Source organism: Acinetobacter lwoffii, from assembly GCF_024129855.1.
GTDB classification, from domain to species: domain Bacteria; phylum Pseudomonadota; class Gammaproteobacteria; order Pseudomonadales; family Moraxellaceae; genus Acinetobacter; species Acinetobacter lwoffii_L.
Map to the genome: position 1 here is coordinate 153,729 of NZ_JAMXXC010000003.1, position 25,777 is coordinate 179,505.

Annotated in this window: 22 protein-coding genes and 1 pseudogene; 13 read left to right on the plus strand and 10 right to left on the minus strand. The window is 42.6% G+C overall.

The features are described from left to right. Positions 1-10 precede the first annotated feature (10 nt). The 7 genes from NI465_RS04235 to rplS all read left to right on the plus strand — a co-directional run bounded on the left by NI465_RS04235 (position 11) and on the right by rplS (position 7,133). Positions 11-3,934 (plus strand): PilC/PilY family type IV pilus protein, encoded by a 3,924-nt coding sequence (locus NI465_RS04235; protein WP_253144422.1) that lies wholly within the window; start codon positions 11-13, stop codon positions 3,932-3,934. Between the two features lie 12 nt (positions 3,935-3,946). Then, on the plus strand, positions 3,947-4,399 hold the full coding sequence (locus NI465_RS04240; RefSeq protein ID WP_184412744.1) for a type IV pilin protein: 453 nt from the start codon (positions 3,947-3,949) through the stop codon (positions 4,397-4,399). Next, entirely contained in the window at positions 4,393-4,824 is a 432-nt protein-coding gene (locus tag NI465_RS04245) for a type IV pilin protein (protein WP_253144424.1), read from the plus strand. The genes NI465_RS04240 and NI465_RS04245 overlap by 7 nt, the downstream gene beginning before the upstream one ends. Positions 4,825-4,973: 149 nt before the next feature. Beyond that, a complete protein-coding gene (gene rpsP, locus NI465_RS04250) occupies positions 4,974-5,231 on the plus strand; it encodes a 30S ribosomal protein S16 (protein WP_004281198.1) in 258 nt (85 codons plus the stop codon). Between the two features lie 30 nt (positions 5,232-5,261). Continuing rightward, positions 5,262-5,810: a ribosome maturation factor RimM gene (gene rimM, locus NI465_RS04255; RefSeq protein WP_004281200.1), complete on the plus strand. Its 549-nt coding sequence runs from the start codon at positions 5,262-5,264 to the stop codon at positions 5,808-5,810. Positions 5,811-5,838: 28 nt separating this feature from the next. Continuing rightward, a complete protein-coding gene (gene trmD / locus NI465_RS04260) occupies positions 5,839-6,573 on the plus strand; it encodes a tRNA (guanosine(37)-N1)-methyltransferase TrmD (protein ID WP_253144426.1) in 735 nt (244 codons plus the stop codon). A 185-nt stretch (positions 6,574-6,758) separates the two neighbouring features. Continuing rightward, positions 6,759-7,133 (plus strand): 50S ribosomal protein L19, encoded by a 375-nt coding sequence (gene rplS / locus NI465_RS04265; RefSeq protein WP_004281205.1) that lies wholly within the window; start codon positions 6,759-6,761, stop codon positions 7,131-7,133. Between the two features lie 522 nt (positions 7,134-7,655). Here the strand turns inward: rplS and NI465_RS04270 are convergent. From NI465_RS04270 to NI465_RS04290, 5 genes and pseudogenes are all read right to left on the minus strand, one after another. Beyond that, positions 7,656-8,631, minus strand: a pseudogene (locus NI465_RS04270) (esterase/lipase family protein). Between the two features lie 69 nt (positions 8,632-8,700). Continuing rightward, complete coding sequence (locus NI465_RS04275) at positions 8,701-9,669, minus strand: esterase/lipase family protein (RefSeq protein WP_253144428.1); 969 nt, start codon at positions 9,667-9,669, stop codon at positions 8,701-8,703. Positions 9,670-9,803: 134 nt separating this feature from the next. Next, on the minus strand, positions 9,804-10,775 hold the full coding sequence (locus tag NI465_RS04280) for an esterase/lipase family protein (RefSeq protein ID WP_253144432.1): 972 nt from the start codon (positions 10,773-10,775) through the stop codon (positions 9,804-9,806). Between the two features lie 84 nt (positions 10,776-10,859). Beyond that, entirely contained in the window at positions 10,860-11,870 is a 1,011-nt protein-coding gene (locus NI465_RS04285; protein ID WP_253144434.1) for an esterase/lipase family protein, read from the minus strand. 390 nt (positions 11,871-12,260) lie between these two features. Continuing rightward, positions 12,261-13,289 carry a lipase secretion chaperone gene (locus NI465_RS04290; RefSeq protein WP_253144435.1) on the minus strand — a complete coding sequence of 343 codons (1,029 nt, stop codon included), beginning with the start codon at positions 13,287-13,289 and terminating at the stop codon, positions 12,261-12,263. Positions 13,290-13,470: 181 nt separating this feature from the next. Here NI465_RS04290 and truB point away from each other — a divergent pair, with 181 nt between their 5' ends. From truB to NI465_RS04305, 3 genes are all read left to right on the plus strand, one after another. Then, positions 13,471-14,376: a tRNA pseudouridine(55) synthase TruB gene (gene truB, locus NI465_RS04295; protein WP_180086831.1), complete on the plus strand. Its 906-nt coding sequence runs from the start codon at positions 13,471-13,473 to the stop codon at positions 14,374-14,376. Positions 14,377-14,388: 12 nt separating this feature from the next. Next, the gene (locus tag NI465_RS04300) at positions 14,389-15,153 is read left to right on the plus strand and encodes a sulfite exporter TauE/SafE family protein (protein WP_253144437.1); all 765 of its coding nucleotides are present in this window, start codon (positions 14,389-14,391) and stop codon (positions 15,151-15,153) included. 134 nt (positions 15,154-15,287) lie between these two features. Beyond that, the gene (locus NI465_RS04305) at positions 15,288-15,755 is read left to right on the plus strand and encodes a hemerythrin domain-containing protein (RefSeq protein WP_004281581.1); all 468 of its coding nucleotides are present in this window, start codon (positions 15,288-15,290) and stop codon (positions 15,753-15,755) included. A gap of 140 nt (positions 15,756-15,895) precedes the next feature. Here the strand turns inward: NI465_RS04305 and NI465_RS04310 are convergent, their stop codons facing one another. The 3 genes from NI465_RS04310 to serA all read right to left on the minus strand — a co-directional run bounded on the left by NI465_RS04310 (position 15,896) and on the right by serA (position 19,254). Then, on the minus strand, positions 15,896-16,774 hold the full coding sequence (locus NI465_RS04310; RefSeq protein ID WP_180086832.1) for an EamA family transporter: 879 nt from the start codon (positions 16,772-16,774) through the stop codon (positions 15,896-15,898). A gap of 240 nt (positions 16,775-17,014) precedes the next feature. Beyond that, complete coding sequence (locus tag NI465_RS04315; protein WP_180086833.1) at positions 17,015-17,896, minus strand: EamA family transporter; 882 nt, start codon at positions 17,894-17,896, stop codon at positions 17,015-17,017. A gap of 125 nt (positions 17,897-18,021) precedes the next feature. Beyond that, the gene (gene serA / locus NI465_RS04320) at positions 18,022-19,254 is read right to left on the minus strand and encodes a phosphoglycerate dehydrogenase (RefSeq protein ID WP_005108551.1); all 1,233 of its coding nucleotides are present in this window, start codon (positions 19,252-19,254) and stop codon (positions 18,022-18,024) included. 354 nt (positions 19,255-19,608) lie between these two features. On the opposite strand from serA, the gene NI465_RS04325 reads away from it, so the two are divergent. The 3 genes from NI465_RS04325 to craA all read left to right on the plus strand — a co-directional run bounded on the left by NI465_RS04325 (position 19,609) and on the right by craA (position 22,959). After that, positions 19,609-21,018 (plus strand): FAD-binding oxidoreductase, encoded by a 1,410-nt coding sequence (locus NI465_RS04325; protein WP_191111845.1) that lies wholly within the window; start codon positions 19,609-19,611, stop codon positions 21,016-21,018. Between the two features lie 141 nt (positions 21,019-21,159). Further along, complete coding sequence (locus NI465_RS04330) at positions 21,160-21,537, plus strand: hypothetical protein (protein ID WP_191111891.1); 378 nt, start codon at positions 21,160-21,162, stop codon at positions 21,535-21,537. Between the two features lie 192 nt (positions 21,538-21,729). Further along, complete coding sequence (gene craA, locus NI465_RS04335) at positions 21,730-22,959, plus strand: chloramphenicol efflux MFS transporter CraA (RefSeq protein WP_253144439.1); 1,230 nt, start codon at positions 21,730-21,732, stop codon at positions 22,957-22,959. A gap of 179 nt (positions 22,960-23,138) precedes the next feature. On the opposite strand, the gene NI465_RS04340 is transcribed toward craA, so the two are convergent. Next, complete coding sequence (locus NI465_RS04340; protein ID WP_004645001.1) at positions 23,139-23,435, minus strand: DUF3817 domain-containing protein; 297 nt, start codon at positions 23,433-23,435, stop codon at positions 23,139-23,141. A 120-nt stretch (positions 23,436-23,555) separates the two neighbouring features. After that, the gene (gene yccS / locus NI465_RS04345) at positions 23,556-25,739 is read right to left on the minus strand and encodes a YccS family putative transporter (RefSeq protein WP_253144476.1); all 2,184 of its coding nucleotides are present in this window, start codon (positions 25,737-25,739) and stop codon (positions 23,556-23,558) included. Positions 25,740-25,777 lie beyond the last annotated feature (38 nt).

A 25,777-nucleotide genomic window follows, 5' to 3' on the forward strand; every position in this document is an offset into this window, starting at 1 on the left:
GGGATTTAAAATGAAAACTAAATATAAAAAAATTACTGTCATCATGCATACGGCTATTATGACATCCTTAATTTGCTCTGCTTTGCCTAGTAATGCTAGTGATATTGAACTCTACAAAGCTCCACAAGCAAGTGAAACGACTTTGATGTTCATGCTGGATGTTTCAGGAAGTATGAATCCAGGTAGTAATACCTATAATGAGAATAGATTAAAAAGTTTAAAAGACGGTATGACTACGTTATTACAAGGCGACTCTATTCAAGGAATATCGCCCTTACCGGATGAATTGGTTGTAGGCTTGGCAACATTTAATGATAAAACGGGCAGAATTAAATTAGAGGCTAAAGCCTTAGGAGATCCAACTCCGTTAGCTGGAAATAGACCCGTTTATAAAACGACAATTAATTATAAACAGGATATCAGTCGTACATTAACAGTTACTAAATTGGATGTACAAAAACAAGAAAGAACACAAACTGCCTCAAGTAAATGTGATAGTTGGCTTGGTTGTGGTTGGTTTTTAGGTGGAAGCTATGAGCCTAGTGGAAGCTGGACTCCTAATGACATAAATACAGGCTGGGTAAATATAAGTAATACATCGAGCAGTAATCCATCTGAAACTGGGTGGGCAAATGTTGGTCAAGCTAAACAAGAGGGAAACACAATTGCTCAAGAATGTGTGGATTGGAATACTAATTTAACTTGTAAAAATAATTCATGGGTAGCTAGCAGTAAATTACCAGCAGATTTTCCAGGAACTACTACAACTTCATCTAATAGTACTGCTACTCAAGGAGCAATAGTTAATGGTAACAGTACAACCATAGGGCCTACTGCAGGTTCATGGACTTCAGCAGAGGTAGTATCGGGCTCTCAAAGTTGTAATTCATCTGGCTGTACCCGTAAACAAAGTAGAAGCTTAACTACTACAACTACTACTAACACGTTGCAGAGTTCTACATGGTCATATACCACTACTACAACGTATGGTGGGGTGGCTTATGAGACACACCGGAAAAAAATGCTACGTGAAGTTAATGCACTATCTGCACGTGATGGAACCCCAACAGCTTTTGCATATGCAGAAGTTGCTGCTTATTTATTAGGACAAACCACTAAAGGGAAATCTGGAACAGGCTTTGCTGAGTCTACAACTGGAGATATCAGAACAGCCGATATTTATAATAACCCTCCACAAATTGATAAAAATAAGCAATGTAATACACAAGGTATTTATTTTCTAACTGATGGGGTGCCGGAGTACTCCAGTTCTACGAATGCTGAAGCAATTACACGGGCTGCATTAAATGATGAAAGTTTCGAATGTAGTGATACAACTCTGACTTCAGGCAGAAACTTTTATAATGGAGATATTTCCAAGAAAAACTGGCAATGTATTGCTGGATTGGCCAAGCGACTGAAAAATGGCACAGTAAACGATACGAACCAACCATTAAATAATCCTAAGGGTGTTTCGATACTTACAGCAGTGGTTGGATTCGGTAGTACATTATCTGAAACTACTGGGCAATATGCGAATGATGTCGCAGCTGCTAAAGAGTGGGGCGCATTGGGCGGTGGTAAATATTATTCAGGAAATAATGACCGTGCTGTTGTATCTAGCGTTATTTCTTTTTTGAAAGACCTTGATAAGTATATCCCACCGGTCACTACTGGATCAGTCACTATTCCGGTAGATGCGCTAGACACTCAAAATATCCAGCCTTGGGGATATTTCCCTCAATTCGATCCTAAACCAGATGCACTGGGCGCTGCTGGGGTGTCAACTTGGTTGGGGAATTTGAAAAAATATAAAGTAATTGATCAGGTTTTATATGATAAAGACAATAATACTATTACAAATTCACAAGGACTAATTAAAGACGATATTAATGATTATTGGGCTGATCCAAGTATCTTAAAATTGATTACAAAAGAGATAAATGGTGAGAAAAAATCATTTAATGTGAAAGTTGGCGGCGCCTTAAGTAAAATGTTTCTAGGATACGATGCTGTACGATCTCCAAAAGAAAGAAGAATTTTTACCGACCGTACAATAGCACAAGATACAATTGATCCTACTCAGAATAAAATTGGTTTAATGGCCTCAGGTGCATTAAAGCAAATTGGGAGAGATGATTTTCTTACAACAAGTAATAATAAATTTAAAGAAGATCCTAAACGCGCCTATCTTTTGTCTTTATTTGGATATCCAGTCGGTAAGGATTTAGCTTATAACATTGATTTATACCCTAAAGAAGAAGTTTACCAAACTGAATTACAGCAAGTACTAAATCAGGCGCCGAAAAGAGATTGGTTAATGGGTGCGATTATGCATTCAAAGCCAATTTTATTGACGCAACAAGGTACAACTACGTATGAAAATGATATTTTAACATTTACAAACCGTGATGATCTAATTGTATATGGTAGTACCCAAGGGATGCTCCATATAGTTCGCGCTGGTAAGAATGCAACCGATAGTGATGCTGGAAAGGAAGTGTTTGCTTTTGTTCCTTCAGAGATGATTGAGAATCAACCTAAAGCATTTTTATCTCAAGATAATCAGGTTTCCGACTTAAAATATGGTATTGATGGGCAATGGACAGCTCATACAGAATATGTAACTAAATCTACCAGTACTACAAATGCCAACCCTACAGTAACAGTAAATGGAGGTAAGCAATGGTTATATGGTGGCTTACGAATGGGAGGAAAAAGCTACTATTCTTTAGACTTATCTGATGTTACCTCAACTTCAGGAACCCCAAAGCTAAAATTTAAAATAGCACCGTCTGGAACTTGTACTAGTAGCAATCCTTTAGGTTGTATGGGGCAAAGCTGGTCAAAACCAACTATTACATGGGTAAATTGGCAAGGTAAACGTAAATTGGTCATGCTTGTTGGGGGAGGATATGATACACGTTATGAATCTGGGGTAGATTACAATCCATCAGGTATTGATGAAGGTGCCGGAATCTATATGTTTGATGCTGATGATGGGTCTCTTCTTTGGTGGGCAAGTGCAAATGTAGGATCAAGCAACACAGCTACTAATAAATATTATGATGCTAACCTAAAACGAAGTGTAGTTGGTGGAATTAAGGCTGTTGATAGAAATGCAGATGGGATTGCAGACCATTTATATTTCGGTGATTTAGGGGGGCAATTATGGCGAGTAGATTTAAATGGAAATAAAAATGCTGGGTTAAATGGAACTACAGGAGGGAATTTTGCTCAGCGTATAGTTCGACTCCTTGATATGTCTGGAAGTAATGCTCCAAGATTTTATACAACACCCACTTTCACTATTCATAATTCAGGAAATACTACATTTGGTGTAGTTACTATGGGTTCTGGAAACTTAAGTTATCCAATGTCGGCTCAAGATAATGAAAAAGAAGCAGTTTATGTAATATATGATAAAGATGTAGCTAGACGTAATCTATCAATTCTAAAAAATACTGAATTATATACAAAAGATATAAAACCAACTGGTCTATCAGGTAATGAATTGGAAGCCAATCAGAATGGAAATACCTTGGTTCCGCTTTCAAAAGGAGGATGGTTCTACAATCCTGGAAGCAATAAGAGAATATTAAATGATCATGTGGCTATCGATAATGATCTATATGTCAGCGTTTTTGATGCCAATATTGATATTGATACCGTAGGTTGTTCTGGAGGCGTAAGAGGGGCTAGTAATGTTACTCAATTCTGTCTTCCTTTTGGACAATGTAGCGTTAAAAAAGGTAATAGCACTGAAGTTGTAAATAGACCAAAAGATGTGTTCTTAGGAAAGGGTAATATCGGTATTAGCTTTGGTGGTGTTGACACTAAACGCGGCTTAGTTCTTAACTTACCTACCACAGAAACATTGAAAACCTATCAAGGTAAGACGAAATTTATTTCGCAGCGTTGGTATGAGCGCTAAGGAGAAATTTGAATGCAGGATAGCAAAGGTTTCACCTTAATTGAGCTTATGATTGTAGTAGTGATCCTAGCGATCATTGCTGCAATTGCAATACCTAATTACCAAGAAACTGTCAGGAAAAATAAAGAAGCTAAAGCTCAGCAAGAAATACTTAAAGTTGCTGAACAATTAGAACGTTACCGAGCAAGAAATTTTAATTACAGAAATTTTACTGCGACAAATGTTCAGCTTCCAGCGGGGTATAGTCTAAATATTTACGATTTAGATAGTACTACGAAAGAGCTTACTGACGGGGTGCAGGGGCGAGGCTGGTATATTAAAGTCAAACCAGATACTAATCCTAAAAATCACTACTTTTTAATGAGTAGTAATGGCTTGAAATGTAAAGCGATTGCTGAAAGTGATATCGATTTTAAATGTGAACCTTGGAATGAATCTACAAAAGCAGGAAGCCAACCATGGTAAGACAGCATGGATTTACATTAATTGAACTTATGATTGTAGTCGCGATTATTGGGATATTGGCAGCTATTGCATATCCAAGTTATACACAATATGTAATTAAATCAAATCGAGTTGATGTACAAGCTGAAATGACGCGAATTGCTTCATTGATGCAAAGACATAAAGTAATTAATTCAACATATATCAAAAAAAATGGCCAGCCCTTAACCTTATCAGACTTAAATGTATCCTCGGATTATCCGAGTACTAGCAAAAAACTATATGAGCTAAACTTAACTAATGTTACTGCAGATTCTTGGATCTTGACTGCGACGCCATATGGAACACAAGTAGGTAACGGCAATATTGTTTTAAATTATGAAGGTCATAAATGCTGGACAAAAGGGTCTACATGTACTGTGTCAGCAACTTCTAATTGGGATTAATATTCTAATAAATCCAAAATTCTACCTAAACACTTTTTGATCTTTCATTCAGGGCAAAGTTCAAGTAAAATACTGCCCTCTATGAAAGGGGTTTGAAGCGTATCGATGGTCGATACAGGGATAATCCGTAAAAACTATAAGGTTCTATCATGGTTGTTATTCGTCTTGCACGCGGTGGTGCTAAAAAACGTCCGTTCTATCAAATCATTGTGACTGATAGCCGTAATGCACGTGACGGTCGTTTCATCGAACGTATCGGTTTCTTCAACCCTACAGCTCAAGGTAAAGCAGAAAAACTTCGTTTAGATGCTGACCGTTTTGCTCACTGGGTTTCTCAAGGTGCTCAACCTTCTGATCGTGTTGCTTCTTTAGCTGCTCAAGCTAAGAAAGCTGCAGTTGCTGCATAATTTTTATATAAATTAGGTAGTAGCTTGCCCATGACACCAACACAGAATGTTCCCGAAGATCGTATTCAGATTGGACAGTTGCGTTCAGCATATGGATTAAATGGGTGGCTCTGGGTCTATTCCAATACAGAACCTATGAGCAACATATTTGACTATCTGCCTTGGTACATTGAGACCAAAGCAGGTTGGCAAATTGTCGATGTAAAACGTTGGAAACCACATGGTAAAGGCCTGGTTGTTTCGCTGAAAGGTGTGAGTGATCGCACTGGCGCAGACGAACTGGTTGGCTCCAATGTCTGGATCTCTAAATCGCAACTGCCTCAAGCAGGCGTAGATGAGTACTATTGGTCTGATTTAAAAGGTCTAACTGTGTTAGGTCTGGACGATGAAGAGCAAGAAGTCAATCTCGGTCAAATTTTTGAGCTGTTTGAGACAGGTGCTAACGATGTGATGGTGGTTCGCGCAACTGCCGACAGCATCGATGGCGAAGAGCGAATGATCCCATGGCATAAAGATGTGGTGCAACGCGTTGATCTTGAAGCTGGTCGTATCTACGTCAATTGGGGCGTAGACTACTAAGAATTTTTCGGAAATACGGGAGTCTGCGATGTTTTTTGCAGTCATTACGCTTTTTCCTGAAATGTTTGAAGCGATTACAGCCTATGGGATTAGCGGGCGCGCAGCAAAACGTGAGTTGATGCAAATTCATTACATCAATCCTCGCGATTATGCGACGGGCAACTATAAACGCGTGGATGAACGTCCATTCGGTGGTGGTCCGGGTATGGTGATGATGGCTGAGCCTCTGGCAAAAGCAATCCAGCATGCCAAAGAGCTTGCAAGGCAAGCGGGTGCAGTTCAGGTTCCTGTGGTGTATATGTCACCGCAAGGAAAAACCTTAAACGAAACTGCGGTACAGGATTTTGTCAAATATGACGGAATCATCGTACTGTGCGGACGTTATGAAGGCGTCGATGAACGTTTGATCCAGCAATACGTTGATCAGGAATGGTCAATTGGAGATTACGTCTTGTCGGGTGGTGAACTGCCTGCGATGGTTTTATTGGACAGTATTATCCGGAGACTTCCGGGTGCCATGTCTGATGAACAGTCACACGTGCAAGACTCATTTGTGGATGGTCTTCTAGATTGCCCACAATATACCAAGCCAGATCATTTTGAAGGTTTGGATGTGCCTGAGGTGTTAAAGTCCGGGCATCATGCCAATATTGAAAAATGGCGGTTTTTGCAGCGATATCAGCGTACACTTGAACGCCGCCCAGAGTTGGTGGAAAAAGTCGAGTTGACCAAGCAGCAGAAAAAATGGCTAAAAGATTTGTAAGATATTGATGAGTGATCATTTCTATCTTCAAGCAAGTACTTAAAATGATTTAAGTATTCTTTAATAGGCTCTTTATGGTTGAGATGGTCAACCATAAAGGGAAAGATAATCGGGTGTATGCGCTTTAGCCTCTATACCCAGCGATGATCAGACCTCTTCTGACTCGCATATATTGGAGATACCCCATGAGCGGTAAGCATCCTTTAGTTCAAGTAATTGAAAACGCACAATTGAAACAAAACATCCCTGCTTTTGCACCAGGTGATACAGTTATTGTTCAAGTTAAAGTAAAAGAAGGCGATCGTGAGCGTTTGCAGGCGTTCGAAGGCGTTGTAATTGCTAAGAAAAACCGTGGTTTGAACTCTGCGTTCACAGTACGTAAAATTTCTAGCGGTGTTGGCGTTGAGCGTGTATTCCAAACTCACTCTCCAATCGTTGCTGGTATCGAAGTGAAACGTCGTGGTGACGTTCGTCGTGCTAAACTTTACTACCTACGTGAATTGTCTGGTAAAGCTGCACGTATTCGTGAAAAATTACCAGCTCGTAAAACTAAAGCTTAATTTTAAGCTTTATACGAGTGAAAAAATGCGCCTTTGGGCGCATTTTTTATGCCTAATTTTTATGTAGATTTATTCGAAATGTTCCTGCAAAGGCAAGATCATAGCATCCAAAATATCCAAGAAAATTTTATGAATAAACATCAGGAATAATACAAAATATCCCCAAGACTGGAATCCTGCATTAAAAAGTTGAATGCAAATAAAACATTGTGTGATAACCAGTAAAATACTGATCCATACATTTGCGATAATATGTCGATGACAAGAGGGGCAATAATAAGGCTCATATTTTTTAAATTGGAAAGGATTAATCACTTTTCGTTTGCAACAGGGGCAAGTTCTTTTAAATTTGTTTTTGATTTCTATAGAACGTATCTGCATTTATTTTATTTCACAGTTCTTGTTATATTTGATGAATATTTTATATGCAGTTTAATCATGATTAACAAGTAAATTTTAAGAAAAAATTTAGCGAAAATTAAGATAGAAAAAGCCTCCAGATGAATAGAGGCTTGTGTAGCTCTATAAACCTTGCAGTTTTAAGCGGTTGGCATGCTGGCGATAGGCAGCAACCGGATCAGGTGCAAAGGTACCTTTAATGCCGAACAACAAATTGATTTCATCCAGATGATTCCATGGATAATCATCACGAATCGTTTTACCAAATTTGGCACTGCACACCGACACGATTCCATCATTCGCGCCAGCCTTACTCGCAGAAAGCAGATCCAAAACTTTCATGGCGGCATCGCTGACATCTAGGGGATTGGTCACGGGTTGATTGCCCGTCATTGAATACAGCGCAATGTCTTGGTCTTTATATTTTCCCTCAACACATGGACTCAGCGAAAGACCGAGTTTAAAGCGCTGGTTAAATTCGGCTGTGCCTTCAATTGAGGTACTGTGTCCTGCTGCAAGGGCGTTGTGTGGGAAAGCTTGACCGTCTAAGCCTTGTGCCCACATGATGACGTTACCAAAACTGCTGATCAGGGTATTGAGCAGTTCAGATGTTCCGGTCTGATTGGCAAGTCGCATAACATCAGAGGCGACAATTGTGCCTTGGTTGGCACCGCCTACCGTTAGTACGGATGCAATTCGCTTAGGTATCACACTCGCAGCATAACGTACCGCATGTGCACCATGGCTATGCCCAATTAAATTGAGTTTTTTCGTACCTGTAATGGCTAGGACTTTCTGAAGTTGAGCCACACATTGCTCGCCACGTAATTCGCTTAAATGGGGACATACGTATTGCAAAAGCGGTGGAACCATTTCGTGCCAAATCAGGCAGGATTTGATACCAATAATCCATTCCTAAATTTTCTGTTGCTAAGCGATTAAAGCCGAGGAGTGGATGTGCAAAGACAATCGGATATTGGGTTTTTGCATAGCTTGATATGATAAATTTTGTTTCTGCTTGTTGGAGATGAGAGATATTGGCTTGAACATTCAAGGTTGATGTCATGGCTAATAGCATCAATGCAATATTAAGTTTCATAAAGTTCCATTTTAAGAAGATATGAAAAAGCCCTACTCATGTTGACTAGGGCTGATCATACAAATTGCTTTATAAGCCTTGTAGTTTTAACCGGTTGGCATGTTGACGGTAAACATCCACCGGATCTGGAGCAAACAGGTTTTTCAAGCCAAGCACCATATTCACTTCATCCAGATGGTTCCAGTTGTAATTATCACGAATGGTTTTACCGAACTTGGCGCTACAGCGTGATACCAGCCCATCATTTTCTTTACCGCCATCAATGAGCAGGGCAGTGACTTTAAGTGCTGAATCAGGATCAAGCAAGTTCGTGACTTGGCCAACACCTGTGAAGGAATAGTTGTAAATGCCTTTCTGTTGATAGGCACCTTCACCGCAAGCTGTAGTTGGCATACCAATTGGATATTTCTGATTAAATTTCGCAGATCCTGCCAAGGTTAGACTGCTACCACCTGCCAGAGAGTCATGTGGGAAACTGTTTGGATCCAGACCTTGTGCCCAAGTAATGGCCTTAGACACCAGGTTGATACCTCCCACTAAAGGACCTTGTATCGGTGTACCTTCTGCTTGCAGGATCAGGTCTGCCACCGGAGAGCCCTTATGCGGAGCACCGACGGAAGTCAGGGAAGCAACTATTCCATTCCCCGCACCTGCGACATAACGAATGGTCGGGCCGCCATGCGAATGACCGATCAGATTGACTTTCTTTGCACCGGTAATGGCCAGAATTTCATTTACTTGCTCTAAAAGTTGCTCACCACGAATTTCCGATGAGTTAAAAGGCGAGACACGTGTTGCCCAGACATTGGCGCCGTTACGCGCCAGATCTGGCAGAATCTGGTACCAGTAATCCAGTCCAAACTGATCGGTACCAATCCGAATAAAGCCCGCCATACCATGTGCAAAAACAATTGGATATTTGGTTTTCGCATAGCTGGAACTGGCTTTTGCAGTGACCTGATTGGCCTGGGTGGATGCTTGGGTGCTGAGACATGTACCTGCCAGCAGCAGGCCAGTGATTAATATTCCGAATTTCATTATATTTTCCTCACTTGTGTTGTTTTAACGGGATGATCCTCATCCGGTTCTGTAGAGTTCCCCGAGTTGACAGGAACTAGGTTTTCCAAAATTTGTTGATTAATCCATTAGATCTATTCATAAAGATGAGTGATTTATAAGCCTTCTAATTTGAGCCGGTTGGCATGTTGGCGGTAAAGTGCAATCGGATCCTGCGCGAAAGGACCCAAAATGCCAAAAAACTGGTTTACTTCATCAAAGTGGTTATGGGCATAGTCCTGACGGATGATCTGGCCATAGCGTCCGCTACACAGCGGCAGAGCACCATCATTGGCTTCTCCTTTCAGGAAACTGCTACCTAAAGTCACGACTGTAGACTCTATCGCATCCAAGGAATTGGTTGCCTGCCGGTTGCCCATCCAGGAATAGTGATAAATTCCATTTGGCGTGAGTTTGCTGCCCTTAGACTGACAGTCTTTGGGAATGGCAGAGGAGCCATATTTCACATTGAAGGCCTGAATCGCCTCTGGATTCATGGCTTGCAGTGCCTCGATAATACTGACCGGATACTGGTTAGCTGTAACCAGATTCATGCTATGGCCCAAAATTGTACCAATGGCATGGATAAAGGGTTCAAGCAGTGGCGTCTGGCTGGCATTGACAAAAACCGGGGTGCCTTGCATCGCCCCGGCAATGGCGTTTAAAGAGGCGGCTTTATGCGGTGCAACGCCCTCGATATATTGAATTGTTGGGCCACCTTGGCTATGCCCAATCAGATTGACTTTCTTCTGGCCCGTCAGTGCCAGTATTTCATCAATTTGCATCAAGAGCTGTTCACCGCGCAGTTCATTGGAGGCGACGGCAGACAATTCAGCAGAAAATACCCGTGCACCATGCCGACTCAGGTCTTGGGGAATCTGATACCAATAATCCAAACCAATGCGATCCGTTCCAATCCGGTTAAAACCCAGACCAAAACCATGCACAAAGACCATCGGATATTTTGTCTTGGCATAACTCGAGAGGACAAAATTGCTTTTATATGGCTGTAATGCCGAAGCTTGCACAGGGCCAGTCAAGATAGAACCAAGCAGCAAAAGGTTCACGTGATAGATTATTTTTTTCATTGCAGCTTCCCGATCACTGATAGGTCAAATAAAAAGAACCAGAAAAAAGCCTATATTTCAGCTGAAAATACAGGCACTCTGGCGTTATAAACCTTGTAATTTGAGTCGGTTGGCATGCTGGCGGTAGAGGGCGACCGGATCTGGTGCAAACACGCCTTTCAGACCAAACATCATATTGGCCAGGTCAGTATGATTGAGTTTGTACTGGTCATGAATCACCTTGCCCATGAAAGCGCTACAACGTGACACCATGCCATCATTGTCTTTACTGCCATGAGATAAAGGGCCGAGCTGCATCAGGATCGTGTCAATATCCAGTGCATTGGTGGCTTGGGCCACACCCGTCCATGAATAATAATGAATGCCTTTACTGTCTTTCTGTTTTAAATTTTTATTGCAGTTTTCTGTGGACGCCAATACACCATCTTTGACCACCTGCTGCGCCACTGTGGCATTAAAAGTATTTGAACCGGTCTGGGTCAGGGATTTCATGGAAGCATCAAAATCAATTTCCAGTTCAGGCTTAAACTGACCCAGTGCAATCAATGGTCCAATAATATAATCCCCTAAAATGTTAAAGGCGGTACGCGTCAGGCTATTGTTCTGAATATCATCTGCGACTTTGGAGCCATGGTAGGTTCCTGCAACGCCAGTGATAGACGCAATATACTGCGGCTGGGTCGCTGCGACATAGAGTACTGTTGGTCCGCCATGAGAGTGACCAATCAAATTCAGTTTTTTCTTGCCGGTAATTGCCACAACCTCTTCAACCTGATGAACTAGTTGTTCACCGCGATGCGCCGTTGTATTTGCTGGAGACAATTGTGCCGCAAAGACGGTTGAGCCATTACGTGCCATATCTGGCAGAATCTGATACCAGTAATCCAGCCCGATACTATCGGTGCCAATGCGTGACCAGCCTAGCCAGCCATGCACCATCAAGATCGGATATTTGGTCTTGGCATAGTCAGACCGGCTCTTTTCGATGACTTGTGTTGCACTCGCTTCAGCCTGAGTCTGTGCAGAAAAACTGAATCCCAGAGTAGTCGCTAAAGCCACAGTCAGTAACTGGGCTGTCTTGCTGAAAGTATGCATAGCTGTCCCTTTTTTAATTCTATCTTTATTCAAGCAATCATTGCTTTTTGTATAGTGTCGCAAGCCACAAATCAGACGATGAAAATACAGTTTCGGCCTTCAGTGGCTAAGCAAATTTTCTTTTAATGAAGCGGTATTTTTTCACTTCAGAGGTCTAAAACCATGTCATTTGGGGACATGCAGGACAGGAGGAATTTACATTGTAAGTATGTGTTTTATTTGCAGATGTATTTAAATAAAAAGTCTTTGAAATAATTGAAATTTGTCTAAGTTATTTTGTGTAAATTCGAAATATTTAGAAACAACTATAAAAGATCATTTTGAGAAAAAATATAAAGTTATCAAAAGGGCATTTATAAAAAAGCCATCAACAGGTGATGGCTTTTAGGCTTAGTCAGCAAAGGGCAGCTTGGCTCCCTGATCATGAACCTGTTCAAAGGTTTCTACCCGCAGCTGTTCTTGCGGTGTATTAAAATGTTTGCTGCGAAGCTGGGCAATCGCTTGCTGCTTTGCAGTATCGGACATGCCGGACTGGGTAATCTGATCCCGTTCATCTAAATAGCCAGTCACCCGGTTTTTCCAGTCGCTGCGTTGCACATCCAGTTGTTCCAGACGCTGTGTCGCTTCAGCACCGACCAGATTAATCCGCATTTGCCGGATTTCATTGCTGGAACCGCCACGGGCTTTAATATCAGCGGTGAGTTTGCGCAGATCTTCCAGTTTATTCAGTTGTTCCAGATTTTCCTGCCAGTCCTGCGGGAGTTGCTGAAACAGTGATTTGAGCTTTTGCGCTTTTTCAGTCTCCATTAAGCTTTTGTCTGCCAGTACACTCATCCGGTCCAGGGTATATTCATGATAGGCATCTTCTGTACCGAACAAGCCCTCAATTTCATACTTGGAAAAGTATTGCTGGCGCAAATTCTGGGTACTGTTATAGATACTGCGATAATAGGCAGGATCTTCCTGATTTAGCCCGGCCGGTGCAGTGAGCTGGCCCAAACCCTGACGATACTGGATATAACGATCCCATAAATCCAGAATTTGCGAGAGTGCCGGTTCTTTATGATTCTGGCGAATATAGGCTTTAAAATCCTGCTGGATCTGCTGCAGATTTTTTTCACCGAACTGGGTAATAAAATATTCAAAACAGTTGCGGGTCTGTTCATTCACGATCAGACGGTTGCTGGCGTCTAGCTGCATCTGACAATTAATTTCGGTATCTTGCTGGCTGGCACTGGGGAAGGCTGCATTGACAGGGCCATTGACCAAGAGTGCGGTTTGCTCTGCCTGAGTTTCGGTTACAGGCGTTTTTGTCCCGGTATCTGCCTGGGTATTTCCTTTTGGAGACAGCCATAAGATCAGTGTGAGAATGCACAGCACCAGCAACGCCAGAATGATCCATATTTTATATTTCTGCATATCCTATGCACCTATTTTCTCGTTATTTCATTATTTTTAGATGTTCAAGCTTTTTAAAAGCGTTTAGTTGTTGAAACCGGCTCAATATGCCATAAAAATCATTAGAGACTATAGAAAAGTTGTAAATCATCTCGCAGGGTTTTACCATGGCGCCAATTTATAAAATGTCTGATTTTTTGCCATGAAAGCATCCTCTCCTAAAATTCAGCGTCGTCATCTCAGCGGTGTCTTCCTGCTTAATAAGCCTTTGGGTATCAGTTCTAATGCCGCCTTGCAAAGAGTCCGCTGGTTGTATCGTGCACAAAAAGCCGGCCATACTGGTGCGCTGGATCCACTGGCATCCGGTTTATTGCCGGTATGTTTGGGGGAGGCGACCAAGTTTTCGCATTATTTATTAGATTCGGTCAAGCGTTATCAGACGACCGTATTTTTGGGACATAGTACCACCACGGGAGATGTCGAAGGTGAGGTGCTTCTGGAAAAAGCGGTTCCTGAACTCTCGGAAGCCTTGATTCAGGACACATTGGCACAGTTTATCGGGGATATCCAGCAAGTGCCGCCGATGTATTCTGCCTTGAAAAAAGAAGGCCGTCCTTTATACGAACTGGCGCGCAAAGGTATCGAGATTGAACGTGAAGCGCGTCCAATTACGATTTTAGCGATTGAGTTTTTGTCCTTTACGGAGAACAGTATCACGCTGGATATTACCTGTTCTAAAGGCACTTATATCCGGGTTTTGGGGGAAGATATTGCCAAAGCGCTGGGAACTTATGGCCATCTGACTTATCTGCACCGCATCAAAACCGGCCATTTTGATTTGATTCCGAGTTATACCATTGAATATCTGGAGAGCCTGAGCGAAGCAGAGCGTGATGCACTGTTGTTGCCAGCCTATGCACCGGTTGATCATTTTCCAAAAGTGCAGGTACCCGAAGGTCGTGCAGAATATTTTAGCCGCGGCATGGAAAGCAATATCGAACATGAAGCAGCTGAACAGGTGCTGGTTTTTGATGGAGATAAATGTCTGGGGCTGGCAGAAATTACCGACAAAAAACGTCTGGTACCCAAACGCGTCTTGAACCTCTAATCGAGTCAAGATATGGAAATAGAGATCATCATCAGTCTGGTTGTCTTTGCATTTTTTGCAGGGGCGATTGATGCTGCCGTGGGTGGTGGTGGTCTGATCCAGATCCCGGCAATTATGGGGAGTCTACCGCATTTACAGCCTGCTACGGTCTTTGGCACCAATAAACTCGCGTCCATTTGTGGCACCGCTTCTGCGGCATTTTCCTATCTGCGTCAGGTAAAACTGCCGTGGCTGCTCTTGGGCGTGATTGCACTGTGTAGTTTTGTCAGTTCTTTTATGGGTGCAGCCAGCGTTACGCTAATTGCAGTCGAGATCCTTAAGCCTTTTGTGCTGGTCATGTTGATCGTGATCGCAATCTATACCTTAATGAAAAAACAGTTTGGCCAGGTGCATACCGAACAAAAACTGAATCGGAAAATGCTGATACTGGCCGCTTTGGGCAGTCTGGCGATAGGCTTTTATGATGGTATCTTTGGTCCGGGCACCGGCAGTTTCTTTATTTTCTTTTTTATTCGCTATTTAAGCGTCGACTTCCTGCATGCATCGGCTTTATCGAAAATTGCCAATTTCACCACCAACCTGGCCGCCTTAAGCTTTTTTATTCCCAGTGGCAATGTGCTGTTTATGGTTGGGGCAATGATGGCGGTAGCCAATATTTGTGGTTCCTTGGTCGGGGTGCGCTTGGCATTTAAATATGGCAGTGGTTTTATCCGGATTTTATTCCTGATTCTGGTCAGTCTGCTGATTTGCCGGATGGCATACCAGATGTTTTTTTAGATCTAAACCCGATGTAAATCATTCTCGATATTAAAATTTCTTAACAAATCACTGTATAAACTGCGTCTGAACCTGTTCTGAAAATCTTCTAGAATCAATGATATGAAAAATAAAACAATCGGAGAAATATCGGAATGACGACTATTTTTGAAGCATTAAGAGAGAGTCATGAGATTCAGCGTGATCTTGCAGAAAAATTATTACAGACTTCCGGGGATACACCAGAACGCCGCGAGCTGTTCAAGCAACTCAAAAATGAATTATTTGCCCATGAAGCTGCGGAAGACCGTTATTTTTATATTCCCTTGATGATGACCGATTCGGGCCTGAATATTACCCGCCATGCCTTGGCGGAACATCATGAAATGGATGAAATGATCGAGGAATTAACTGCAACTGAATTGAGTAATCCAGGCTGGATTGCCATTGCTAAAAAACTTTCTGAAAAAGTGCATCATCACTTAAAAGAAGAGGAACATGGTTTCTTCCAGCAGGCCGGTAAAATTCTGGGTGAAGAGCAGAAGACCGCTTTAGCAGTGCAGTACAAGAATGAATACCAGCGTTATAAAGACATGAAAAAAGATATGCTGGTACAAAACTAAGCTTTGAATTCAAGTCGAACAAATAAAAAAGATGGCTGTAGTGCCATCTTTTTTATGTCTTCTATATTTTGCTTTCAAAGCAAGTAAAAACACAGAATGGATAGGATATTTAATCAGTTGTTCAAATTCCAATAAGGCTTTTAGGTATTCTTTTCTGCTGATCCTTGACGGGCGGCACGTACAGTCACACCGACTGATGCTAGCATGATACAGATCAGTGCCACGGCCTGAAGAAGCGTAATTTTTTCGCCTAATAGTACAAAACCGGCCAGTGCAGCCAAAGCCGGAGACAGGCTGGACAGGGTGCCATAGCTGGTTTTATTCAAATGCTGAAGTGCCTTTAAATCCAGAGCATAAGGAATGGCTGTTGCCAGTACAGCAATAGTAATTGCCTTGCCCCAATACTGGGTGTCTATCAAGGCAGGAGCATTGTTATACAGTCCGATTGGTAACAGGCATAAGGCTGAAATACTGATCGCAATAGTCAGTGCATGCATGCCGATATTTTGCTGCACCACGCGTTGCCCGAAGAAAATATACAGTGCCCAACAGAACCCCGCACCTAAAGCACAGGCGGCGCCCACCAGGTCGAAATTACTGCTATTAGCCTGTCCCCATGGCACCATCAGTGCGATGCCTAAAATGGCCATCAATACCCAAATATAGTCACTACGATGTTTAATCGAAATGAGGGCTAGGCCGAGCGGACCAATAAATTCCAGACCAACTGCAATTCCCTGCGGTAATCTTCCTAGAGACAAATAGAATAAAATATTCATGACCCCTAAAGCAGCGCTATAGCAGAGCAAATCCCGCCATTTCAAAAAAGGCAAACGCTGAATGATTTTCCAGGAACGAAACATCACGCCGACAATGATCGCTGCAAAACAGAGTCTTAAAATGGTCACTGTGATAGGGTCAAGGACCAGAAAAAGTTGCTTGGCGAAGGATGCACTGATCTGGTACGACATCATGGATAAAACCATGTACAACACAGCAAGGAGTTGGGCGTTTGGCATGGGAGTTACTTACACCATAAAGGTGTAATCAGGACATGGAAGAAAGCGGGATTATAGCAAAACGGTTAATTTTTAATGAGTAGGGGTGGAAATAATTTTAAATTTAAAGTTACTTTTAAAAAGAGAAAATTTTGATCTTAGAAGAGTATTAGACTGAATTTATCGACTTTGAGTAGGCTTTTCCAGCTAATATTTTTTTAAATTCAAAGTGAGTAGTATTTCTTATAACGAATTTTAAATTTAAAAGTGCTCAACTGTATTTTTTCTTCTTTGACTGGTCACCGTACAACCCACTGAAGCACTGATAATCGTGGCCAATGCCAGCCACTGCGTCCACAACAAGGTTTCCCCCAAGAATACAAAACCTGACAGCGCGGCAATAGCGGGTTCCAGACTCATCAAGGTGCCGAAACTGAGTGCGCTTAAATTACGCAGTGCGATCATTTCCAGAGTGAAAGGCAGGGCACTGGCCAGTACTGCCAAAGCCACAAAATACAGCAAACTCATCGGTTCAAAAGTATGTGCCGGCATGCCTGCAAAGAGCGCAATCGGCATCAAAACCAGCATACCGACAAACATGCCCAAGCATACAGTATGATTGCCAGAAACGCCTGAAGGTCTTTGGCCGGCAACGATATATAAGGCCCAGCAAGCACCGGCACCTAGGGCAAATGCAATCCCGATCGGGTCAAGCGGCTGGGCAGCCTGATCAAAAGGGAATAGCAGAACCAGGCCCAGAATCGCCAGACCGACCCAGACAAAGTCGAATTTTTGCCGCGCATAAAACAGGGCAACACTTAAGGGGCCAATAAATTCAAAAGAGACAGCAATTCCCAGCGGCAGGCGATCAATCGACAGGTAAAACAAGAGGTTCATGCCGGCCAGAGCAATGCCATAACTGATAATGGCTGGCCACTTGATCTGTCTGAAATGGATTCGCCAAATTTTAAAAATCAGTGCCAAAATCATAGCGCCTAACAGCAGACGCATGGCTGAAACGGTCAGGATGGGAAACTGACCGAACAGATATTTGGCAAAGGAGCCACTGCTTTGCATACTGATCATGGCGATCAACAGAATCAGCGGCGCTTGCACCATTGGTGCAATTTTAAAATTCAGCATGACTAAATAGGTTTCGATTTCTCGAATAGCGGAAGAGCAGCATAAGCTGAAAAAGGTATTAAAAATACAAACCTTAAAAACAAAAAACCACAGCCCGAGAGCTGTGGTTTCTTTGAAATCTTGAATTAGAACAATACGCGTGCGCGGATTGTACCTTCAACATTAGAAAGCATATCAAGTGCTTCATGAGATGCAGCAGCATCTACATCCATCACTAGGTAACCGACATCACCTTTAGTCATCAGTGACTGACCAGAGATGTTGATGCCTTGTTCAGCAAACAGGTTGTTGATTTTAGACAACACGCCCGGAATATTTTGGTGGATGTGCAGTAAACGGTGTTTGCCTTCAGTCAACGGCAATGCGATTTCTGGGAAGTTCACCGCAGAAAGCGTCATACCCTTGTCAGAATAAGCCACGAATTTCTCAGCGACTTCCAGACCGATGTTCGCTTGCGCTTCCATGGTCGAACCACCCACGTGCGGAGTCAGGATCACGTTTGGCAGGTTACGCAGTGGAGAAACAAATTCTTCACCGTTCGCTTTAGGTTCTTTCGGGAATACATCTACCGCGGCACCAGCAATGTGACCAGATTTGATCGCATCTGCCAGATCTTCGATCACGACACAGGTACCACGTGCCGCGTTAATGAAGATCGAACCTTCTTTCATTTGCGCGAACTGATCTTTGGTCATGAAGTTACGTGTAGACGGAACATCAGGAACGTGTAGAGAAACCACATCGGCATTTGCCAAAAGTTCGCCCAAGCTACCGACTTGACGTGCATTACCTAAAGGCAATTTAGTCACTGTATCGAAATAGATCACTTTCATACCCATGCTTTCAGCAAGTACAGAAAGTTGTGAACCAATTGAACCGTAACCTACGATACCTAAAGTTTTACCACGTGTTTCGAACGAACCAACTGCAGATTTGTTCCAGCCGCCTGTGTGTGTGTCTGCTGATTTTTCAGGTACACGACGTAGAAGAAGAATTGCTTCAGCAAGTACAAGTTCAGCCACTGAACGCGTATTTGAGTAAGGTGCGTTAAAGACTGGAATACCGCGACGCATTGCAGCGTCCAGGTTCACCTGGTTGGTACCAATACAGAAACAACCGACAGCAATCAGTTTGTTCGCAGCTTCAAAGACTTCTTCAGTCAATTGAGTACGGGAACGAATACCGATGAAGTGAGCATCTTTAATCGCTTCTTTCAACGCTTCACCCTCAAGCGCAGTCTTACGATAATCGATGTTGGTATATCCAGCAGCATTTAGAGTGTCGATTGCATTCTGGTGAACGCCTTCTAACAACAAGAAACGGATTTTATCTTTAGGTAGAGATAGATGTTGGCTCATTACGGCTCCGCTACAAAGGCCAAATTTAGTCGCGGTATAATAGCACAGGAAAAGCGCACTTATACATTTCCTTAATGATGCTCACATCAGCTATTCTGGCAAGATATATTGATAATAATGATCATGGTATTTGATTTAAATCTGCATTTTCAAAGGTATATTATCAAAATTGTCATTTTTCGCGGGAAACACCAAAAAATAGCTTATAATATTGCGCCATGCTTTTAAAGCAGCGTGATCCGGTGCTTTAATAACCATGTTTCGCCTGATTTGTATCCATGTTTTTATGCATAAAAAATGTGCAAATGAACCAGCGAAGTCTCTCTTGTTTAAATCATGCTAGGTCTGCAAACGATGAATGCTCCAGTCGCTTTAACCCCTGAGTTATTGACCCAATTGACTGCAATTGTGGGTGAAAACCGTATTAAAACCGATACGGACAGCCTCCAGAATTGGGGTCGCGATCATACGAAGCACTTTGATCCAAACCCGTCAGTCGTCGTTTTTCCGTCGTCAACTGAGCAAGTTCAAGACATCGTAAAACTGGCGAACCAATTTAATGTTGCAGTGACTCCATCGGGTGGTCGTACCGGTCTTTCTGCAGGTGCAGTCGCAGCCAATGGCGAGATCGTGGTCAGCATGGACAAGATGAACCAGATTCTGGAGTTTTTCCCGGCAGATCGTATGGTGCGCGTACAGGCAGGTGTGGTGACTGAACAGTTACAGAACTATGCTGAAGAGCAGGGCATGTATTACCCAGTTGACTTTGCTTCGGCAGGTTCATCGCAAATTGGCGGTAACATCGGGACCAATGCTGGCGGCATTAAAGTCATCAAATACGGCATGACCCGTAACTGGGTGCTTGGCCTGACGGTTGTGACGGGTAAGGGCGATGTATTGCGCCTGAACAAAGGCATGATCAAGAATGCAACCGGTTATGCGCTTCAGCATTTATTTATCGGTGGTGAAGGCACGCTGGGTCTGGTGACGGAAGCAGAAATCAAGCTTGAACGTCAACCGCAAGACCTGCAAGTGATGGTACTGGGTGTACCTGACTTTGATGCGATCATGCCGTTATTGCATGCCTTCCAGGCGAAAATTGATTTAACCGCGTTCGAGTTCTTTGGTGAACTGGCGATGCAAAAAGTCTTGGCCAATGGTCATGTACAGCGTCCATTTGAAACTGAATGTCCCTTCTATGTGTTGCTTGAGTTTGAAGCGCCGTTTGAACCGATTATGGACAAGGCGATGGAAATCTTCGAGCATTGCATGGAACAAGGTTGGGTGCTGGACGGCGTAATGAGCCAAAGCCTTGATCAAGTAGAAAGTTTATGGCGTTTACGTGAAGATATTTCTGAATCTATCGCGCCGTTTATTCCATATAAAAATGACATCTCAGTTCTGATCACGCACGTTCCTGCATTCATTAAAGAAATTGATGCGATTGTTTCAACGAATTACCCAGACTTTGAAATCTGCTGGTTCGGTCATATCGGTGACGGTAACCTGCATTTGAATATCCTGAAACCTGAAAACTTAAGCAAAGACGAATTCTTTGCCAAATGTCAGGTAGTGAATAAGTATGTCTTTGATACCGTGAAAAAATATGACGGTTCAATTTCTGCGGAACATGGTGTGGGCATGACCAAGAAGCCATATCTTGAATATTCGCGTTCTGCGGAAGAAATCGAATATATGAAAGCTCTGAAAAAAGTGTTTGATCCAAATGGCATCATGAATCCGGGTAAACTTTTCGATCTTTAATCGGTCGGAATTGAAAAAAGCGCATCGAAAGGTGCGCTTTTTTATTGCTGTGTAAAGACAGTTACAGAGTCTAAATGGTTTTGTACTAAGAAGCTCGGCATGATAGGTTGGAATAAGAATGACGATAAAGGGTTAAATAATATGTTCCGGATATTGGCAGTCGCAACTCTCGCTTTTGGTATATTGGGTTCAGGCTGTGCAACTGCTCAACAGGTCATTGCAAAGGTACAGTCATCTTCGGATACGCCTTTGGAACAGGTTTTACAATTAAGACCGGACTTGCGTAAGGAACTGGCAACAGTTGAGTTGCGCCAGTTCTTTGACAAGGTAGAGTCGCCCACGATTGGACAGGTCAAAGTCACTGAAACTGGGTTAATGGATGATTCGGTACGTTCAGTACAGACCATTTATTATTTTAAACGGGAAGATAACAGCTGGATGCTGGAAAATACCGAGAAGTTGTATCGTTGTGCACGAGGTTCAAATACCAAGACTTTCCAGAAAGCAGTCTGTTCATAATAGTGTTTGATCTTTAGACAGATTTTGGTTAAAAGCGTATCTAGAGGATGCGCTTTTTTATTTGGAAGATTATCTCTACGATCAGTTATATTTATTCAGAGCGTTTGAATATCTCATCTGCTAAAATTATTTCTTTCTATTTTAGACAAAGTTCAGTCTGTTAAAACGGGCAGACTGACAATAAAAACTCCCATGCAAAATATCCACACCCAAAAACTGACCCGTGCCACACTTATGTTCCCGCTGGCACTGGTCCTGTTTGAATTCTCAGTCTATATATGTAATGACCTGATTCAGCCGGCCATGCTGGCGATTACCCGTGATTTTGGCGTAAGTAGTTCATGGGCACCATCGTCAATGTCCTTTTTCCTGTTGGGTGGGGCATTTGTCGCAGCGATTCTGGGACCTTTGTCCGATCGTCTTGGACGTAAAATGGTACTGCTGGGTGGTGTGGCATTTTTCACGATTAGCTGTCTGGCTATTTTATTAACACCCAATATCGAAAGTTTCTTATTCCTGCGCTTTTTACAGGGCTTTGGCCTGTCCTTTATTACCGCCGTTGGTTATGCTGCCATTCAGGAAAGCTTTGAAGAACGTGATGCCATCAAAGTCATGGCACTGATGGCCAATGTGTCTTTGCTGGCACCTTTGCTAGGACCAGTGCTGGGTGCCTTTATGATTGATCATATCTCTTGGCATTGGGGCTTTATCGGTATCGTATTTCTGTCATTTCTGAGCTGGTTCGGCCTGAAAGCCAAAATGCCAAACCTGAAAGTCAGTATTCCCAGACAGCCGGTCAGCTATATTCTGGATGACTTTAAACAGGTTTTAAAAAATAAACGCTTTGTGATCATGACTGTAGCCTTGCCTTTGGTGAGTCTGCCCTTGATGTTATGGATTGCCCTGTCACCCGTGATTCTGGTCGAGCAATTTGGATTCAGTAGCGTGCAATATGGTCTGGCGCAGTTTCCGGTCTTGGGCGGCCTGATTGCAGGTAATCTGATTCTGCTAAAAATTATCGATAAAATACCGCTGGGCAAAACCGTATTATTGGGTCTGCCACTGATGTTGCTGGGTACCGGTTTATTGATGATGGGCTTATTGATTCCAGAATATTTTATTCATTGTCTGATTATCGGCACCACTTGTATCAGTCTGGGTGAGGGTGTGAGTTTTTCGGTGCTGTATCGTTTTGCATTAATGTCTTCTGAAGTGTCCAAAGGCACGGTGGCTGCGACGGTTTCTATTATCCTGATGCTCAGCTTTTTTGTGGTGATTGAAGCAGTAAGGATGGCGTATGAAGCCTATGATATTTGGGCCTATTGTGTTGCCTCTTTGATTCTGATTGCACTGTGGTTTACTTTGCCACGCATGCAACTCAAACAGTTAATGCTGGAAAGACAGGAGCGTGGGGAGTTTTGATTCCTTATCGAGGGAACTTATAAATTATTGAAATCATATGTTCAGTATTGAATTTCCCTCTCCTTTTAGGAGAGGGCTAGGGTGAGGTTAAGTATTTAATAAGTTCCCTCTCTCTAACTCTCTCCCAAAGGGAGAGAAAATTTTCTTTTGACTGATCTAATTATATTAGGATTCTACAATTAAGCTTCAGCGGGCTGTTCCAGCTTCTTCAGTTTCATATCAAACAGGAATGGACCGAAAGGCAGAATCGAAGCGATTAAACCCATCACAAACATGCTGAGAGACCATTTCTGTTTTTCACATACTGCGAATAACACCACCAGAAACAGCACAAACAGTACCCCATGACCCATACCGACATATTTGACCAGAATCGGATTATCCATCATATATTTCACTGGCATCGCGATAAATAACAGCAGCAGGAATGAAATCCCTTCAAGCAAACCGACCAGACGCAAAGTTTTGATGTTCATAATACATATTGATTTAACCGAATTGGTTTTGAGTGTACCGAATATCACCTGAATATTGAATCTTAATAATAAAAATATATTCAATATTTTTAATAAGTTATAACCAAGTAAGGCAGTTGGTTATTTAATCTCGGCACCTAGTAATTCATGACGTAATTTTAGTAATTCCGGTAAGGTTTCCAGCAATAAACTGATCTGTTTCAGCACCAAAAGCAGATGTGCTGACTGGTTTTCCTGGGTACTTAAGCGTTGAATTTCTGCCAGTTTATGATCGATGTCGTAGGTATCTAAAGGCTGTTGTTGCAGCAATACCCCAGTTAAGGTTTGCTGGCACCAGTGCATTAAATCCAGAATTTGTGTATCAGTAACCTGCTCACGGTGACTCCCCAATGCTGCAATATAACTGAGTTGACTATGACTATAGACCAGATAGCGAAAGGCACTTTTGACCAGTTGCGGATCTGGATTCGGTTCGGTACTCAGACTTGAAATCATGCTGGATAAATCAATCTGTGCATTGTGGGCCAGACGCCGTGCAGTCCGGTAAGCAATACTGTTATCTTTACCGTTTCGATATTGCTCGACCACTGCAGAAAAATAGTTCAGTGTTGCATGTGATGATTTTTTGATATTGCTGGAAATATTACGAAAATTCCAGTCAGGCCAGATCCAGCTTACTGCCATCCAGGCAATCAGACAGCCTATGAGGGTATCAATGATACGCGGTAAGATAATGGCGTAACCGGCACCTTTCAGGTTGAAGATCAGGAGTACCATCAAGGTCGCCATGAGGGTTGCCATGGCATATTTTTTGGAACGTAGATAGAAAAAACCGACACCAAAAATTACTGTCAGGAGTAACTGACCTTCGACACTTGGTACAAAATACAGAATGGGAACACCCAGCATGACCCCCAATAATGTTCCTAGGGTCCGCAATTTGAGCCGGCTTTTGGTGGCAAAATAACTGATCTGACAGACAAACAGGCTGGTCAGTAAAATCCAGTAGCCATTTTTCGCAAAGGGTAATAATGAAATGGCATAGCCGACTAGAAATACAATGGCAATCCGCACCGCATGCCGAAAGAGTGCCGATTGTGGACTTAAGTGCGGTTTGAGTTTCAGCCAGAGATCTGTGCTATCGCGAATATCATCATCAAACAGACTCAGGTCATCAAAATGCTGCTGATAGCGTGGCTTATACAGCGCCTGTTGATCATGCAGGTGTTGTAACTGCTCATATACACTCAGCAGATTGGCCAGAATAAGCTGTAAATTTTTAACTTCAATATTTTGTGGGTGTTGAGCAATCCAGTCCTGCATCGACTCCTGTAAATGTTTTAATGCCAGTTCATCATCTGTAGACAGGTAAAATTTCTCATTGCGCAGTACACATTCTGCCAAATGCTGACAGGCAAGGGCTTGCAGACGGATATTTTTCTGAATCCGGAAAATCAGGTCAGTGCGGCTAAAATGCTGTTCGATCTGTTCATAATGCAGATAATTCGCGGTGGCCTGTTCATGAATATCCTGCATCAGAAAATACAGATTCAGCCAGTAAATGGTATTGCGATTGGCACGCGAAGCTTTGAGTCGAGTCAATAGTGAATCTTTGCTGCGGTTAAAACTCTGAATGACTAAAGTATTTTTAAGTGACAACTCATAGAGCAGGTTTTCAACATTTGGATGCTGATCCGGATCAAACAGTTTGGCTTTACTCAGCAGTAAATCTGACATGTGCTGCAAGCTTTGTGCGAGATTTTCCTGAACCTGCAAAGTAGGACGCAGCAGAAAAAATAGAATAGACGTCAGGCCGTACCATAGCGCCCCAATGACAAAATAAAGTGGCTGTTCATACCAGTGCTGATATTCGCCCAGGCCGAACATGGTATAGATTGACAGTAAAATGGTGCCAAATGAAATTGTGGCATAACGTTGGCCTAAGGCACCCATTAGAATAAACAGCGCACTCGACAGGGATAGCCACAGTGCAAACCAGAATTTATGCGGAGCAAGAAATTCCAGAATGCTGCTGACACTAAAAAACAGAATGATGACCAGTAACAGGTTGCGCAAACGCAGGCTTAGCCGGTCATCAAAATCAGTCAGTGCCGTGGCAATTGCCCCTAACGTTACTGGAACGATCAAGAACTCATAACCCAGAAATTTCAGACCGAAAGTGGTACCTAAAAACACCAGCAGGATCTGCAGGCAATAAGTCATCAGCGCACTGGACTGAAAGGGCAGCAGGACAGGTTTTATAATTTTAACAAAAGTAGCAGTCGCAGGTCGGGCAGCATTCACAAGGACAGGATCCGGAAAGTAAAAACGCAAAGTTCTGA